This window comes from Pseudomonas sp. BN505, from assembly GCF_029873175.1.
GTDB classification, from domain to species: Bacteria; Pseudomonadota; Gammaproteobacteria; order Pseudomonadales; family Pseudomonadaceae; genus Aquipseudomonas; species Aquipseudomonas putida.
The window spans coordinates 54,721-69,406 of sequence record NZ_SSOI01000063.1; the positions used below are offsets into that span (position 1 = coordinate 54,721).

General features: G+C 61.7%; 17 protein-coding genes. 13 read left to right on the forward strand and 4 right to left on the reverse strand.

Annotation, left to right across the window (positions count from 1 at the left end; all coding sequences use genetic code 11):
- Positions 1-116 precede the first annotated feature (116 nt).
- Complete coding sequence (locus tag E8E78_RS19795) at positions 117-1,055, reverse strand: LysR family transcriptional regulator (protein WP_061202411.1); 939 nt, start codon at positions 1,053-1,055, stop codon at positions 117-119.
- 142 nt (positions 1,056-1,197) lie between these two features.
- On the opposite strand from E8E78_RS19795, the gene E8E78_RS19800 reads away from it, so the two are divergent.
- The 3 genes from E8E78_RS19800 to E8E78_RS19810 all read left to right on the forward strand — a co-directional run bounded on the left by E8E78_RS19800 (position 1,198) and on the right by E8E78_RS19810 (position 4,710).
- Positions 1,198-2,340 carry an iron-containing alcohol dehydrogenase gene (locus E8E78_RS19800; RefSeq protein ID WP_059396203.1) on the forward strand — a complete coding sequence of 381 codons (1,143 nt, stop codon included), beginning with the start codon at positions 1,198-1,200 and terminating at the stop codon, positions 2,338-2,340.
- Between the two features lie 45 nt (positions 2,341-2,385).
- A complete protein-coding gene (locus E8E78_RS19805; protein ID WP_049277332.1) occupies positions 2,386-3,729 on the forward strand; it encodes an MFS transporter in 1,344 nt (447 codons plus the stop codon).
- 195 nt (positions 3,730-3,924) lie between these two features.
- Entirely contained in the window at positions 3,925-4,710 is a 786-nt protein-coding gene (locus E8E78_RS19810) for a fumarylacetoacetate hydrolase family protein (RefSeq protein ID WP_049277334.1), read from the forward strand.
- Here the strand turns inward: E8E78_RS19810 and E8E78_RS19815 are convergent.
- The gene (locus E8E78_RS19815; RefSeq protein WP_059396228.1) at positions 4,700-5,518 is read right to left on the reverse strand and encodes a helix-turn-helix domain-containing protein; all 819 of its coding nucleotides are present in this window, start codon (positions 5,516-5,518) and stop codon (positions 4,700-4,702) included. The genes E8E78_RS19810 and E8E78_RS19815 overlap by 11 nt on opposite strands.
- Positions 5,519-5,625: 107 nt before the next feature.
- Here E8E78_RS19815 and E8E78_RS19820 point away from each other — a divergent pair, with 107 nt between their 5' ends.
- From E8E78_RS19820 to E8E78_RS19830, 3 genes are all read left to right on the forward strand, one after another.
- Positions 5,626-5,940 carry a hypothetical protein gene (locus tag E8E78_RS19820; RefSeq protein WP_049274932.1) on the forward strand — a complete coding sequence of 105 codons (315 nt, stop codon included), beginning with the start codon at positions 5,626-5,628 and terminating at the stop codon, positions 5,938-5,940.
- On the forward strand, positions 5,937-6,362 hold the full coding sequence (locus E8E78_RS19825) for an MAPEG family protein (RefSeq protein ID WP_049274931.1): 426 nt from the start codon (positions 5,937-5,939) through the stop codon (positions 6,360-6,362). Before E8E78_RS19820 ends, E8E78_RS19825 begins: the two co-directional genes overlap by 4 nt.
- A 78-nt stretch (positions 6,363-6,440) precedes the next feature.
- Positions 6,441-6,668, forward strand: coding sequence for a hypothetical protein (locus tag E8E78_RS19830; RefSeq protein WP_049274930.1), 228 nt, complete (start codon positions 6,441-6,443; stop codon positions 6,666-6,668).
- 75 nt (positions 6,669-6,743) lie between these two features.
- Here E8E78_RS19830 and E8E78_RS19835 read toward each other — a convergent pair whose 3' ends face one another.
- Positions 6,744-7,124, reverse strand: a complete 381-nt coding sequence (locus tag E8E78_RS19835; protein WP_049274928.1) for a hypothetical protein — start codon at positions 7,122-7,124, stop codon at positions 6,744-6,746.
- Between the two features lie 188 nt (positions 7,125-7,312).
- Here E8E78_RS19835 and pstS point away from each other — a divergent pair, with 188 nt between their 5' ends.
- The 7 genes from pstS (at position 7,313) to E8E78_RS19870 (ending at position 14,046) form a co-directional block, all read left to right on the forward strand.
- Complete coding sequence (gene pstS, locus E8E78_RS19840) at positions 7,313-8,344, forward strand: phosphate ABC transporter substrate-binding protein PstS (protein WP_016486164.1); 1,032 nt, start codon at positions 7,313-7,315, stop codon at positions 8,342-8,344.
- 70 nt (positions 8,345-8,414) lie between these two features.
- A complete protein-coding gene (pstC, locus tag E8E78_RS19845; protein ID WP_016486165.1) occupies positions 8,415-9,383 on the forward strand; it encodes a phosphate ABC transporter permease subunit PstC in 969 nt (322 codons plus the stop codon).
- Positions 9,380-10,273 carry a phosphate ABC transporter permease PstA gene (gene pstA / locus E8E78_RS19850; RefSeq protein WP_016486166.1) on the forward strand — a complete coding sequence of 298 codons (894 nt, stop codon included), beginning with the start codon at positions 9,380-9,382 and terminating at the stop codon, positions 10,271-10,273. The genes pstC and pstA overlap by 4 nt, the downstream gene beginning before the upstream one ends.
- Before the next feature lie 50 nt (positions 10,274-10,323).
- Positions 10,324-11,112 (forward strand): phosphate ABC transporter ATP-binding protein PstB, encoded by a 789-nt coding sequence (pstB, locus tag E8E78_RS19855; protein ID WP_016500238.1) that lies wholly within the window; start codon positions 10,324-10,326, stop codon positions 11,110-11,112.
- A 94-nt stretch (positions 11,113-11,206) separates the two neighbouring features.
- On the forward strand, positions 11,207-11,905 hold the full coding sequence (locus E8E78_RS19860; protein ID WP_049274927.1) for a hypothetical protein: 699 nt from the start codon (positions 11,207-11,209) through the stop codon (positions 11,903-11,905).
- Positions 11,905-12,504, forward strand: a complete 600-nt coding sequence (locus tag E8E78_RS19865) for a hypothetical protein (RefSeq protein ID WP_059396201.1) — start codon at positions 11,905-11,907, stop codon at positions 12,502-12,504. The genes E8E78_RS19860 and E8E78_RS19865 overlap by 1 nt, the downstream gene beginning before the upstream one ends.
- 354 nt (positions 12,505-12,858) lie before the next feature.
- Entirely contained in the window at positions 12,859-14,046 is a 1,188-nt protein-coding gene (locus E8E78_RS19870; protein ID WP_049274925.1) for a porin, read from the forward strand.
- Positions 14,047-14,173: 127 nt separating this feature from the next.
- Here E8E78_RS19870 and E8E78_RS19875 read toward each other — a convergent pair whose 3' ends face one another.
- Positions 14,174-14,611, reverse strand: coding sequence for a carboxymuconolactone decarboxylase family protein (locus E8E78_RS19875; RefSeq protein WP_016499127.1), 438 nt, complete (start codon positions 14,609-14,611; stop codon positions 14,174-14,176).
- Positions 14,612-14,686 lie beyond the last annotated feature (75 nt).

Consider the following 14,686-nt stretch of genomic DNA (forward strand, 5'->3'; position numbering starts at 1 on the left):
GGTTGTGCACTGTGCGCCTGGCGGTGCTTGAGTCATTCCTTGCTGGCAGCCATCGTCGCGCGAACCTGGCGCGAGGGCTTGATTTGGGTCAATGGAGTGCAGGTGCTGCAACACGCCTAACTGCGGCCAGGTTGCCCACCCTGCAATAGCAGCTCGCTAAGTTTTTCCATGGCCGGTGTCGCTTGGCTGCCTTTGCGAGTGACCAACTCGTAAGGGTCGCTGACCGAGCCCATGGCCAGGGGCAGCATGCGCACTTGCTGGTTCATCGCGCATTGCCGGGCCACGTCAATCGACACCAACGCCACAAAGTCGGGGCGGTCCTGCAGCAGCGACAAGGTCGCCAGGATCGAGGTGGTCTCCACCAGGTGCAGCGGGAAGCGCAACCCGGCGTCGTGGAATTCACGCTCCAGTTGCACGCGCATCGGCATGTTGGCCCGGTATACGATCCAGCGGCTTTCGGCCAACTCGGCAAGGCTGACGGTTTGGGCGTGTTTGAGCGGGTGGTCGACATTGGCGATGACCGCCAGCGTCTCATCCTGGACAAAGGTGCTGGCAAACAGCTGCGGCGCATTGCTGACGCTGGTGCGGCACAGGGCGATGTCCAGCCGGCCGCTTTCGATCTGTGCCAGCAGCGACTGGCTGGTGTCTTCGATGATCTCGAACGACATCTGCGGCTGGATACTGGCCAGCTGTGATACGGCCCGCATCAGCAAGGGCACGGCGCCCATGATGGCGCCCACCGCCAGCCGGCCGCCCACACCGCGCAGGATTGCATCCAGGTCATGGCGCAGGTTGGAAATATCGGTTTGCACCACGCGCGCGTAGCGGATGGCGCAGTGCCCGGCGGCCGTGGGCTCCAGTCCGCGGTTGGTGCGGTTGAACAGCACCGTGCCGAAGGTGGTTTCGATTTCCTGCAGCGCTTTGCTGGCGCCGGGCTGGGTAAGCCCGACGCTGCCTGCTGCACCCAGCAGCGAGCGGTGCTCGTCCAGCTCGATGAGCAGGCGCAGGTGGCGGGCATGCAGCCTGGACATGATCGAGTTAAGTGATGGGGTCATCGGGTATGCGTCCTGGTTATACCGCTATGGATTGTTCTCAATACCATGGCCAGGCGCGCATTCCTATACTGGCGCTGCACGGTGTCGCATCCAGTGCGACTGAACCGCCTATAACAACAATGCCAGGAGCCTGCTGAGCCTTATGTCCCTGATCAACTACATCACCCAGATCCAGTTCGATATCGGCGCCATTGCCCTCTTGCCTGCCGAGTGCGAGCGCATTGGTATAACCAGGCCTTTGATCGTGACCGACCGCGGCGTGCGCGCTGCCGGTATCGTCGATACGGCGTTGAACACCTTTGCCGGCAGCGCGGCCCAACTGCCGATCTATGACGGTACACCACCCAACCCCAACGAGAACGCGGTACGTGAAGCCGTGGCCATGTTCAAGGAGTGCGGCTGTGACGGCATCATCGCCATTGGCGGCGGCTCGGCGATCGACCTGGCCAAAGGTGTGGCCGTGTGTGCCAGGCACGATGGGCCATTGAAAAGCTTTGCGGTGATCGAGGGTGGCCTGGAGCGAATCACGCCGGCAACCGCGCCGGTGATTGCCGTACCCACCACGGCCGGGACCGGCAGCGAGGTAGGGCGGGGCGCCATTCTGATTCTCGATGACGGGCGCAAGGTGGGCGTGATCTCGCCCCATGTGGTGCCCAAGGCGGCCATTTGCGACCCGGCGCTGACCCTTGGCCTGCCGGCGCAACTAACCGCGGCCACCGGCATGGATGCGATTGCCCACTGCCTGGAAACGTTCATGGCACCTGCATTCAACCCACCTGCCGACGGCATCGCCCTGGACGGCCTGTGGCGTGCATGGCGCTTTATCGAAAGCGCTACCCGAGACCCGCAGAACCTCGATGGGCGTATCAACATGATGAGCGCTTCACTGCAAGGTGCACTGGCTTTCCAGAAGGGGCTCGGCTGCGTGCACAGCCTTAGCCATGCACTGGGCGGGATCAACCCGCGCCTGCACCATGGCACCCTCAACGCGATTTTCCTGCCTGCTGTCATCACGTTCAACCGCAAAGCCACTACTGTGCTGAACGAGCACAAGATGGCGCGTATCGCCCAGGCGATGGGGCTGGCAGACGAAAGCCAGATCGAACAGGCCATCCGCGACATGACCCGCGCGTTGGGCCTGCCGACCGGCCTGCGCGAACTGGGTGTCAGCGAAGAGCAGTACCCACGCATAATCCAGGGCGCGTTGGCCGATCACAGCCATCGGACCAACCCGCGTGAGGCGTCTGCCGAGGACTACCAGTGGTTGCTTGAAGCGTCGATGTAAGGCGCCAGTCCGCTTTTCAATCAATAACAACAAAAGTGAACGCCCATGAATACCAAGTATGCGCAAGCCGAGCTTGCCCCCACAGGGGAAGCGGTCGCCAGCCCGAACCCGTTCAAAAAGTACCAGGTCATCACCGTCAGCCTGTTGCTGGTGATCGGCATCATCAACTACGTCGACCGCAGTGCGCTGTCGATCGCCAATACGTCGATCCAGCGCGACATGGGCATCACGCCGTCGCAGATGGGCATTTTGCTGTCAGCGTTTTCCCTGGCGTATGCCTTCTCGCAGCTGCCGCTGGGCATGATCATCGACCGCCTGGGCAGCAAGATCTCGCTGGGGGCGGCGCTGCTGGGTTGGTCGGTGGCGCAGACAGCCTCCGGCCTGATCAACAGCTTTTCCGCATTCATCGGGTTGCGGGTGGTGCTGGGAATTGGCGAAGCACCGATGTTCCCCTCGGCAGCGAAAGCGCTGGCGGAGTGGTTCGAGGCCGAAAAGCGCGGTACGCCGACGGGCATCGTGCTGTCGTCGACTTGCATCGGGCCGTGCCTGGCGCCACCGTTGCTGACCCTGCTGATGGTCACCTGGGGCTGGCGCGGCATGTTCATTGTCACTGGGGTATTCGGCATCCTGGTCGCCGCCTGCTGGTTTGCCTTCTACAAAAGCAAGGCACGCTACCTGGCCGAGCTGCCTGCCGAGGAACGTGAGCGGCTGCTGGCGACACAGGCCCATAAACAGCCGGTGGCAAGCGCCAGGCCGAGCCTGCGGGCACAACTGGCGGCCTGGACCGAGCTGTTTCGCCACAAGAGCACCTGGGGCGCCGTACTGGGCTTCATGGGGGTGATCTACATGCTTTGGCTGCACCTTACCTGGCTGCCGGGCTATTTCGAACGTGAGCATGGCTTGAGCTTGTACCAGACGGCCTGGGTGGTATCGCTGGCCTATGTATTCGGTGCGTTGGGCACCATTGTCGCGGGCCGCATCTGCGACCGCCTGGTGAAGAACGGCGCCAGCGTGTTGGGTAGCCGCAAGCGGGTAGTGGTGACGGCGTTGTTCGCGGCGGCGGCATTTACTGTTCCGCTGTCGTTCGGCAGCGGCTTCATGCTTAGCGTGGCGCTGCTGTGCTGCGCGCTGTTCAGCGTGAATATGGCCAGCTCGACTGCCTGGATGATTGCCAACACTGTGGTCGATAGCCAGCGCGTTGCCTCGTTTGGCTCGATCCAGAACTTTGGTGGCTACCTGGCAGGCTCGGTGGCACCAATCGTGACCGGGTTCAGCATCCAGCAGACCGGGTCGTTTGCCTCGGCGTTTCTGATCAGTGCTGCGGTGGCGGCGGTGGCAGCGATGGCTTACGTATTGCTGCTGAAGCAGCCGGTTTCTGCTGACCAGTGATCGTCAGGCCTGTGCAATCCCTGTGGGAGCGGCCTTGCGGCCCAATCGCGACACGCTCCCACAAGGATCGCATCAGCTTCCAGAAGTCGTTTCATAACGGTTTGTGATGCCAGGCATCATGACAATATATTTATCCTCATCAATTTCAGGCCCTAGCATCGGTTGCCCGGCATCGCCCATTTCCATGAGGTCTTGATGAACAGTTCGCTTTTCGTACCCCAACGTACCGCGGCCCTGTTGCTGCAGCACTGGCGCAGCGGTGACTTGCTGACGGAACTGCCAGCCAGCCTCAGGCCCGAAACCTTGAAACAAGGCTATGACAGCCAGGATCAGTTCTTCGCCGCCGCCGCTGGCCAGCGTGCCGGGTGGAAGCTGGGTGTCGGCAGCCCCGCCGGCATGCGTGCGGCCAACCTGTCCCGGCCGCTGATTGGCCAACTGGAAGCAAAGCGCTGCCACGCTGATGGTGTGCGCATCGAGCTGCCGGCGGTGACACCTGTGACCATCGAATGCGAGATCGCCTTCGTGCTTGACCGCGATATCCCCCCGCAAGCGGGACGGGTGCCGGCCAGCGAGGATATTCGCGCAACCTGCGTCACTTTCGAGGTGGTGCGCTCACGCTTCGTCGACCGCAAGAGCGTCGGCTGGCCAAGCTTCGTGGCGGACAACGTGGGCTTTGAGGCGTTGGTCGTGGGCAACAGCTTCGGGGCAGGCATCAACGTACCCTTGCTTGCAGACCTGGCCGAGACCACCGAGGTGTATGTAGATGGCGAATTACGCGCACGTGGCTTGTCTGGCGATGCGGCGACCGACCCGCTGGTGTCGCTCGCCCACCTTTATGCCCATGCTGCCGAACGCGGCCAGACATTGAAGGCAGGTGAGGTGGTGACCACGGGGGCCATGTGCCAGCCGTTCGACCTCAATGAAACAGGCCATCAGGTTAGCGCCAGGTTCCTTGGCCAGGCGCTGTCGTTCACGCTGTAACCGCCGACCATTGATCAAACGCCGCCTGCATCCTCTGCCGGGTTTGTGGGTCGGCGGGGATCAGGTGCTCGATCCGCAGTGATTCCACGGTGATATCCAGCGGCATGCCGAAGGTGGTGAAGGTCGACAGGAACCTGAGCTCGCCATAGGGGGTGCTCACGCGGGTCAGCAGCACGGGCGCGATACCTGCCGCCTGCTCTGGGTTGGCCGGGGTGGGAAGATTGCGCAAGTGTGCTGCCAGCGTCGGGTTGCCCACTGCCTCCCTGGATGCACGTTGCCAGGCAATGGCACGAATTTCCTGCGCATTGGCCAGATGATCGCCCAGGCCGCCAGGGCGCAGCAGCGTATCCAGAAGGTTAAGGCCAGGCGCCGCCTGCGCCGCAACACCCACCATCGCCAACAGTAGGCCGGTACTGGCATTGGCAGCGATGACCTGCCAGTTGCTGTCGATGACGATTGCAGGTGCAGGGTTGTTCGCCTGCAGGATGTGTTCGATGGCGGCATGCACCAATGCCAGTTCAGGCGCGTCGAGCGGCGAGGCCGCGTAGCGGGGCGCGTACCCGGCGGCAATGAACACTTCGTTGCAGTGCTCCAGTGGCGCGCCAAGGGCCGAAAGCAGGGCATGCAAGGTGCCAGGGCTGGCCTTGGCGCGCCCGGTTTCCAGGCAGCTCAGGTGGCGCTGCGATACGCCAGCCAATAGCGAAAGCGCCAGCTGGCTGAGCCCGGCCTGCTGGCGCAAGTGGCGCAGATGCTGGCCTGCCGAAGTATCCGGCGCAGGGCTTTTGCGATGGAACAGATGATGACCCATGCCTTGATCCTTATCGTCCTTGATTGCAGCGTCCATGACCTCACAGGTCATTGAGCGCAGGCAACCCTATCACTACTGTGCCGGCAACCCCTACAGAGGAAAGGACGATGGGCTTGCGTATCTGCGCGCTGGCGTTGCTGGTGCTGTTTTCGCTGTATACCGGCTGGACGATGCTGATTGCCGAGCAGTCGCTGCTGGCGTTTGGGCTGATGCTGCTGTCGCGGCCAGACACTGCTCAGGTGGTCAGTGACCTGTACCTGATGGCGGGGCTGGCCTGCGTCTGGATGGTGAGGGACAACCGTATGCGGGGCGGGAAGGGGATATCGTTGCTCCCCTACCTGTTGCTGACGGCTGTGTTCGTTTCGGCGGGGCCGCTGTTGTATCTCGTCAACAGAGGGGTTGCCGGGGTGCGTCAGCCATGAGCAATGCCTTGAATGTTTATGCGCTGTGTATGGTGGTGCTTTTCCTGAAGATGTTCATGGTCTCCTGTTACCAGGGCTATCACCGCTTGCGCTTTGTGGCGTTTACCAACCCTGAGGATGCTGCTGTCTTCAAACACGCTGCGCAGGCGGCTGAGCGACCCGAAGTGATCCGCGCCGCCAAGGTATGGGCTAACGACCTGGAAAACATTCCGGCTTTCTTCGCCTTGGGTGGGCTGGCTATCGCCCTGGATACAGCCGCGCAGCCCACTGTGTGGCTGAGCATTGCTTTCACCCTTGCCAGGGTCCTGCATACGCTGGCCTATCTGCTGGGCGTGCAGCCATGGAGAACGCTGTTCTATGCCATCGGGGCTGTCTGCCTGTTGGGTTTCTGCGCACTCATTACCGCGAGCAGAGGTAACTGAACCAAAATATTGCATGAGTCATCTTGATGCTTTGGCATAAGGCTACTAATACTTAAGCACTGCCGAAGAGGGACGATCATGCAGACGCGCTTCGTTGTGGTGCCCGCAGTGCCAGTAAAGCGAGAGGTTTACCCTCGGCGTCTTGGCTTTCCCGCCGCCCTGGGAGAGGGTTATGACCTTTACGACACCCAGGAAAAGATGCGCTTGAGCCTCAACTTTGCCACACGGGCCCAGGCCGAGTTCGAGTGTGCGTGCCGCAACCGCAGCCAGGAAGGCGATGATGCGGGTATTGTCGGTATTGGCTGATTCGGTGAAGCCCAGGTAAGGGGCGGAATATCTTTATTGATGGCACCGGCGCAGCCGGTGCCAGCCATCGCGCCCTCAACCTTGTTTGCGCAGCGCTTCTACCAACTCTGCCTTGGTCATGGTGGAGCGGCCCTTGATGTCTTTGCTGCGCGCTTCCTTCATCAGGCTTTGCTTGCTCTGGGTTTCCAGAGAAACACCCGAACTGCGCGAATGACCCTGGCGTGACTTGGCCGCGCGTTTGGCTGAGTCAGAGCGGGCTGTCTTCTTCTCGCTGGCAGCCGTGTGGCTCCCCGAGCCACCCTTCCTGTCGCCACCTCCGGACTGTTTGTTGACGGTGGCCCAGGCACGGGCTTCGGCCTCTTCTTTCGACAAACCCCTGTCTTCGTAACTCTCCTCTATGTGCTCGGCCTTGCGCTTCTGTTTGTCTGTGTATTTGTCCTTGTCACCGCGGGGCATGGTGTTCACTCCTGCTGGATTTGCCTGCACGGTTGAGGCCAGGCGTCCACCGAGAGTGCCGGACAATGGACAAACGGTGCCTCATGGCACAGGCAAAAAGCTCTACCGTGCGGCCTGCCACTCAACAGTCACAAAGCTGTAACACAGCTGATGCAAAGTGTGCCGACCATCACAAGGAGCACTTTTTGATGAAACGCCTGATGAAGTCTGCTGCACTCGCCGTTGCGGTCTCCCTTTGCGCCACTTCGGCAGCCTTTGCTGCAGAAAACGTTCGCCTGACAGGTTCCGGCGCCAGCTTCCCTGCACCGATCTACCTGACCTGGTTCAAGGACTTCAGCAAGAACACCGCTGGCGTCACCGTTGACTACCAGTCCAAGGGCAGCGGGGCGGGCGTTCAGGACTTCCTGAACAAGACCGTCGACTTCGCCGCCAGCGACTCGGCCATGAGCGAAGCAGACATTGCCAAGGTTGGCGAAGGCGTGCAGTTGCTGCCAATGACCGCCGGTGAAATCGTCCTGGCCTACAACCTGCCGGGCAACCCTAAAGGGCTGAAGCTGCCGCGCGAGGTGTACTCCAACATCTTCCTGGGCAAGATCACCCAGTGGAACGACCCGCAAATCGCCGCGGCCAACCCTGAGCTGAAACTGCCAGCTACCCCGATCACCGTGGTCGTGCGTGCCGACTCCAGCGGTACCACTGCGGTCTTCACCAAGCACCTGTCGGCCATCAACGCTGACTTCAAGCAAGGGCTGGGTGAGGGCAACACCGTCAACTGGCCGGCCACCGACAAGTTCATCAAGTCGCCGAAGAACGATGGCGTAACCGCCACCGTTCGCCAGACCCCGGGCGCCATCGGCTACATCGAATACGGCTTCGCCAAGCTGGCCAAGGTCGACTTCGCCGTGCTTCAGAACAAGGCTGGCCAATACGTCGTTCCAAACGCAGAGAGCGGTGCCGAAGCACTGGCTGCGGTAAACATGCCGGAAAACCTGGTGGCCTGGCTGCCTGACCCGGACGGTGCCAAGTCCTACCCGATCACTTCCTACACCTGGATGATCTTCCGCAAGGACAACGGCAACCCGGCAAAAGCCAAGGCCATGCGTGAAATGGTCGAGTACAGCCTGACCAAAGGCCAGACCATCGCCGACTCGATGGGTTACATCCCGCTGCCTGCGTCGGTTGTCGACCAGGTGCGTAAAGCGTCTGCCAACATCCAGTAATACCCAGGCGCTCCCGGTATCGGCATGAAGCCATGCCGGGGGTGTTTGTCCCTAGTCCCGGAACTTGCCCATGAACACACCCTTTGCCATACCGGATAACCCCGATTCCGCGTGCCAGCCACCGTCTGCGAAAGACTTCCTGGTCGATCGCACCTTCCGTGCGCTTGCACGCATTGGTGTGGTGCTGGTACTGGCGCTGGTCTTCGCGCTGGTCTACGAAGTGGGCCGCAAGGCACTGCCCGGCATCGAAAAGCACGGCTTTGACGTGCTGTTCGGCAGCGTCTGGGACGTCAACCAAGGCAAGTACGGTATTCTGCCAGCGATCTGGGGCACGCTTTACAGTGCCTTCATCGCCCTGTTGATCGCCGGTTTCTTCGGCGTCAGCATGGCCATTTTCCTCACCCAGGATTTCCTTCCGGCCAAGCTCGCCGCAGTGTTCCGCACCATCGTCGAACTGCTCGCCGCCATCCCCAGCGTGGTCTACGGCCTGTGGGGCATCTACGTGGTCATCCCGGCGATTCGCCCGCTGACCGCCTGGTTGAACAGCGAACTGGGCTGGATCCCGTTTTTCGGCACCTCCCTGAGCGGGCCCGGCCTGCTGCCTGCTGCGCTGGTACTGGCGATCATGATCCTGCCGACCATCGCTGCCGTTTCGCAGGATGCGCTGACCAGCGTACCGATGAAAACCAAGCAGGCTGCCTACGGCATGGGTACAACCCACTGGGAAGCCATCCTCAAGGTGATGGTGCCATCGGCTGCTACCGGCATCTTTGGTTCGCTGGTGCTGGGCCTGGGCCGCGCGCTCGGTGAAACCATGGCACTGGCCATGCTGGTCGGCAACGCCAACACCATTTCCCTTTCCTTGTTCGCCCCGGCCAACACCCTGGCGGCGCTGCTGGCGCTGAACTTCCCGGAAGCCGGACCGAACGAGGTCGAAGTGCTGATGTACGCGGCACTGGTCCTGATGTTCATCACTCTGCTGGTGAACGTGCTCGGCTCGATGATCATGCTCTACGCCCAGCGTGGTAACAAACAATGACTGACTTGACGACCCCTGTAGCCGCATTGCCCAGCCTGCAACGCAAGCTGGAAGGCCGTGCCCTGCGCAGCGTGCTTTTGACTACCCTGGCATGGCTCGCGGCACTGGTGGCCAGCGTGCCGCTGATTTCCGTGCTGTACATGCTGATCACCCGCGGCGGTGCACGCCTGAGTCTGGAAGTGTTCACCGAGCTGCCGCCGACCGGCTTCGAGATGGGTGGCGGTTTTGGTAACGCCATGGCCGGTACCTTCGTCATGGTCGGCATTGCCGCCGCCATCGCGGTACCGGTCGGTATCCTGGCAGCAGTGTTCCTGGCCGAACTCGGCCCCGACAGCAAGCTGGCCAACGCCGCGCGCTTTGCCGCCAAGATGCTCACCGGCCTGCCGTCGATCCTGGCCGGGGTGTTTGCCTACGCCCTGGTGGTGATGACCACCGGTACCTACTCGGCGCCGGCTGGCGGTGTGGCCCTGGCAGTACTGATGCTGCCGATCGTGGTGCTGACCGCTGAAGAGTCGATGAAGATGGTGCCCAAGATCATGAAAGACGCCGCTTACGGCATGGGCTGCACCCGTGCCCAGGTGATCTGGAAGATCGTCCTGCCCACAGGCCTGCCGGCGATCCTCACCGGCGTCATGCTGGCCGTGGCCCGCGCCGCTGGCGAAACCGCGCCACTGCTGTTCACCGCATTGTTCAGCAACTACTGGATCTACCATGACGGCAGCCTGGCGGTCATGAACCCTACGGCCTCGCTCGCCGTACTGATTTACAACTTCTCCGGCATGCCATTCGACAACCAGCTCGAGCTCGCCTGGGCGGCCTCGCTGGTGCTGGTAATGATCGTGCTGGTAATCAACATTCTGAGCCGAGTCTTCGGCAAGCCCAAGTATTGAGAAAGGGAGCATCCCACTTGAACGTATCCACTGCGCAAAGAGCCGCTCCCATGGTCAGTGAAGCCACCCCGATCGTCATGGACTGCAAGCTGGACAAGATTTTCTACGGCAACTTCATGGCCGTGCGTGACAGCCATGTGCCGATCAGGAAGAACGAGATCACCGGCTTCATCGGGCCGTCGGGCTGCGGCAAGAGTACCGTGCTGCGTAGCCTCAACCGCATGAACGACCTGGTGAAGGGCTTCCGGTTTGAAGGCCATGTGCACTTCCTGGGCCAGGATGTCTACGGCAAGGGTGTTGACCCGGTGGTCGTGCGCCGCTACATCGGCATGGTGTTCCAGCAGCCCAACCCGTTCTCGATGAGCATCTTCGACAACGTCGCCTTTGGCCTGCGCCTTAACCGCTACAAGGGTGACCTGGGTGACCGCGTGAAGCACGCCTTGCAAGGCGCCGCGCTGTGGGACGAAGTGAAGGACAAGCTCAAGGTCAGCGGCCTGTCGCTGTCCGGCGGCCAGCAGCAGCGTCTGTGCATTGCCCGCGCCATCGCCACCGAGCCCGAAGTGCTGCTGCTGGACGAGCCATGCTCGGCACTCGACCCTATTGCCACCCGTCGCGTGGAAGAGTTGATGGTCGAGCTGAAGAAGGACTACACCATCGCCCTGGTGACCCACAACATGCAACAGGCGATTCGTGTGGCTGACACCACGGCGTTCTTCTCGGTCGATATTTCCCAGGGCAGCCGCACCGGTTACCTGGTCGAGATGGGCCCTACGGCGCAGATTTTCCAGAACCCACGCGAGCAACTGACCAGCGACTACATCAGCGGCAAGTTCAGCTGAGTCAGGCACGCCCAAGGTGGCCGGGTGTTGCAGCCAGGGAGGTTGCAGCACCCGGCCGCGTTACCTTCCGTTAAAGTGTTACCCGGGATTTCCAATGCGAGCAACGCGTCGTCTTGATCTTTCAGCGGTAGAGCGCGCACTGCGCGAGGTGCAGGGCCGCTTTGCCGAACTCAGCCGGCATTTCACCGAGCCGCGGGACCCGTTTACCGACGAGGTGCTGCTGAACGTGCTTGAAGGCTACGCCCTGATTGACGACTATGTCGCTCGCGGTATCGACCTCTTCGACCTGCAACAGCTGAACCTGATGCTGGAGATCAATGCCACTGTGCTGTGCGGCAGCGACCCGGCCCATCGCCTTGAATATGCCCCGCACCTCGCCGCAACCGAGGCGCACTTTTTCAATAACGTCGAAGGTGGCATCAAGGACTTGTACAACTGGTACTGCTCGTACCGCAGCGATTCGGTCTGGAAGCGGGCAGCCGGTGTTTATGTACGAATCCTCAGCAAGCCGCAGTTGTTCATCGAAGGCAACAACCGCACAGGTTCGCTCATCGTCAGCTACCTGCTGATGCGTGCCGGGTTGCCGCCTTTCGTGCTGTCGCTGGACAACGCCGAGGGTTACTTCAACCCGTCCTCGGTCATACGCAACTCCGCTAAACACGGTGTAAAGGCTTTGTACGAACTACCCAAGATCAAGAAAAAGTACGCTGCTTTCCTTGAAGAGAAGGCGCCTGAGCCCGGCAAGTTCTTCCTGAACGGCACGCCCGTGCCTGCCTGCGAGGGGCGCCGCTGATGCAACGTTACTCCATGTTCGCACGCGGGCGCCAAGCCCTTGAACGCAAGCTCAAGCGTGGCCAGGTACGCATTTCGTTCGATATCGACGACACGCTCGCCTGCCTGCCCGAGCACGCTGCCGCCGAAGACAGCAAGCTGCCGAATTTCGTCCATCGCTGGTTGGGGGAGCCCCTGCGCAGTGGCACGCGCTCGCTGATCCGCGACCTGCGCCGCCAGGGCTGCAGCATCTGGATCTATACCTCGTCGGGGCGCACCCCGGCCTACATCCGGCGCTGGCTGATGCTTTATGGCATCCATGTCGATGGTGTGGTCAACAGCGACCGGCACCAGCATATCCTGGCCCAGAACGGCCTTGAGCATTCGCCCTCGAAGTTGCCCTCGGCGTTCGATATCGACCTGCATGTCGATGATTCCGAAGGTGTGCGGCTGGAAGGCGTCGACCACGGTTTTCGCGTTGTGGTGGTGTGCCCGAAGGACGAAAACTGGGCACAGAAGGTGATGGACGCGGCAGTCGACGTGCAGGCACGGCTGGCCTGGCAGCAACCGCACCGCTATGAGATGCCCGTGCGCCAGCGCTCGCAGGCGCTTGCTTCCTGAGGGCAGTGGTCAGCGCACTCGGTAACAACGGGGCTGCTTTGCAGCCCTTCGCGGGCTTGCCCGCTCCCACAGGTCTGGCGCTGAGTTCAAGAGATGCGTGATCCCTGTGGGAGCGGGCAAGCCCGCGAAGGGCCGCAAGGCGGCCCCAGTTCGTACAGTTGTATTGATACCCGCCTGCTATTCATGCGTACACCTTAGGTCTTGCCTCCTGGCCAGACCCGGTAGCGCGACCAAATCATCACGCCGCATTCGCCAGCCCAAGGCCGCTACCCGCTCCCCCCAAAGCAGCGTATCTGGCCATTTGGCCACTTCCGATAATCGCCTCCGACATCCAGTCCCCGTTTGGAGCGCGCCATGCACAACAACAATAAGCACCTGCCGCCTCGTTTCCTTGCAGCCGCCATCGCCAGCTTTTCTGCCCTGGGCCTGAGCGGCGTCGCCGAGGCCGAGATCATGCTGTACGACAAGGACCAGACAACGTTTTCCACCGACGGTTACATCAATGCCTTCTACGTCAACAGCAAGGTCGACCGTGAGGGCGAACAGTTCGACCGCCGCCAGTCGCGGGTGAAAATGGGCTTCTTGCCCAACTACCTTGGCTTCAACATGGGCAAGCAGGTGGATGACCTGAAGCTCGGCGCGCGTGCCTCGTTCTGGGTAACCATCAACGACAGTGAAACCAACGGCACCGACACCGCCATCGACGTGCGCCAGTTCTACGGCACCGTGGCCAACCCCGCGTGGGGCGAGGTGCTGATCGGCAAGGACTTCGGGTTGTTCGCCCGCTCCAACATCCTGCTGGACGAGCTGCTGGCCGGTTATGGCCAAGTCAGCGACACGCTGGGGCTGGTGGACGGCGGCGGGGTGTCGTTCGGCAACATCGGCAGTGGTTACCCGTACCCGTTCCCCACCTCGCAGATCACTTACCGCACGCCGGTGATGGACGGCCTGCGCGTGGCGGTGGGCATCATGGACCCGGTAGACACAAATGACAGCAGCCCGACCGGCAAGGCCTACCAGGAAAACCCGCGCACCGAAAGCGAGATCACCTACCAGTTCGACCTGGGCGGGGCGCAGATTTACAGCTGGGTCAACGGCAGCTACCAGACCTCCGACAATACCGATTCGACGGTGGAGTCCATTACCTCCAAAGGTGTCGGCTATGGCGTTCAGGCCAAGATGGGCGGGCTGTCGCTGACTGGCTCGGGGTTCCAGGCAAAGGGCATTAACCCGTTCTTCACCAACAACGCGGGCGAACCGGTTTTGCGCAATGTCGACAGTGACGGCTACCTGCTGCAGGGCTCGTACAAGCTCGGCAAGAACCGCGTGGCGCTGTCCTATGGCAAGACCAAGGACGATGGCAATGGCGCGGTGGGCAGCGGTGCGGACTACGAGACCCGCGGCGTGGCGCTGTTCCATGATGTAAACGACAACCTCAAGCTGGTGGCCGAGTACAACCAGTTTTCCATCGACGGGCATGACACCAGCGCGCAGAACGAAGACACCGATACCTTTGCGGTGGGTGCGGTGTTGACCTGGTGAATCCATGGGGCTGCTCTGCAGCCCATCGCCGGCAAGCCAGCTCCCACTGGCCGCATCGTATTCAAGTCATGTGCAGTACCTGTGGGAGCTGGCTGGCGATAGGGCCGGTACGGCGATCAATGAATAATCAGGCCGGCACCATGGCAAACCCGACCCCGAAGCGGTTCCAGGCATTGATGGTGGCAATCGCCAGGGTCAGGTTGGCCACTTCGGTCGGTTCGAAGTGCTCCTGCAAGGCTTCATATTCCCCCTGCGGTGCCCCACGCTCAGGCAGGCGGGTCAGGCTCTCGACCCAGGCCAGCGCCACACGTTCACGCGGGGTGAAGTAGGCGGTTTCGCGCCACACGCTCAAGGTCTGCAAGCGTGCTTCGGTCTCACCGGCCTTGCGCGCATCGTTGGCGTGAAGGTTGACGCAGTAGGCGCAGCCGTTGATCTGCGAGGCCCGCAGGCGCACCAGCTCCAGCAGGGAGCTTTCCAGGCCGCTCTTGGCCAGGGCCTGTTCCAGGCCGACCATGGCTTTGTAGGCTTCCGGGGCGTGCTTGGCCCATTCGATACGGTTGTGCATGGCTGTCTCCAAAAGGTGTGGGGTGGGAATGGCTCTACTGTAGCGCTGCCCTTTGGCCTCCCCGATAGCCAATTG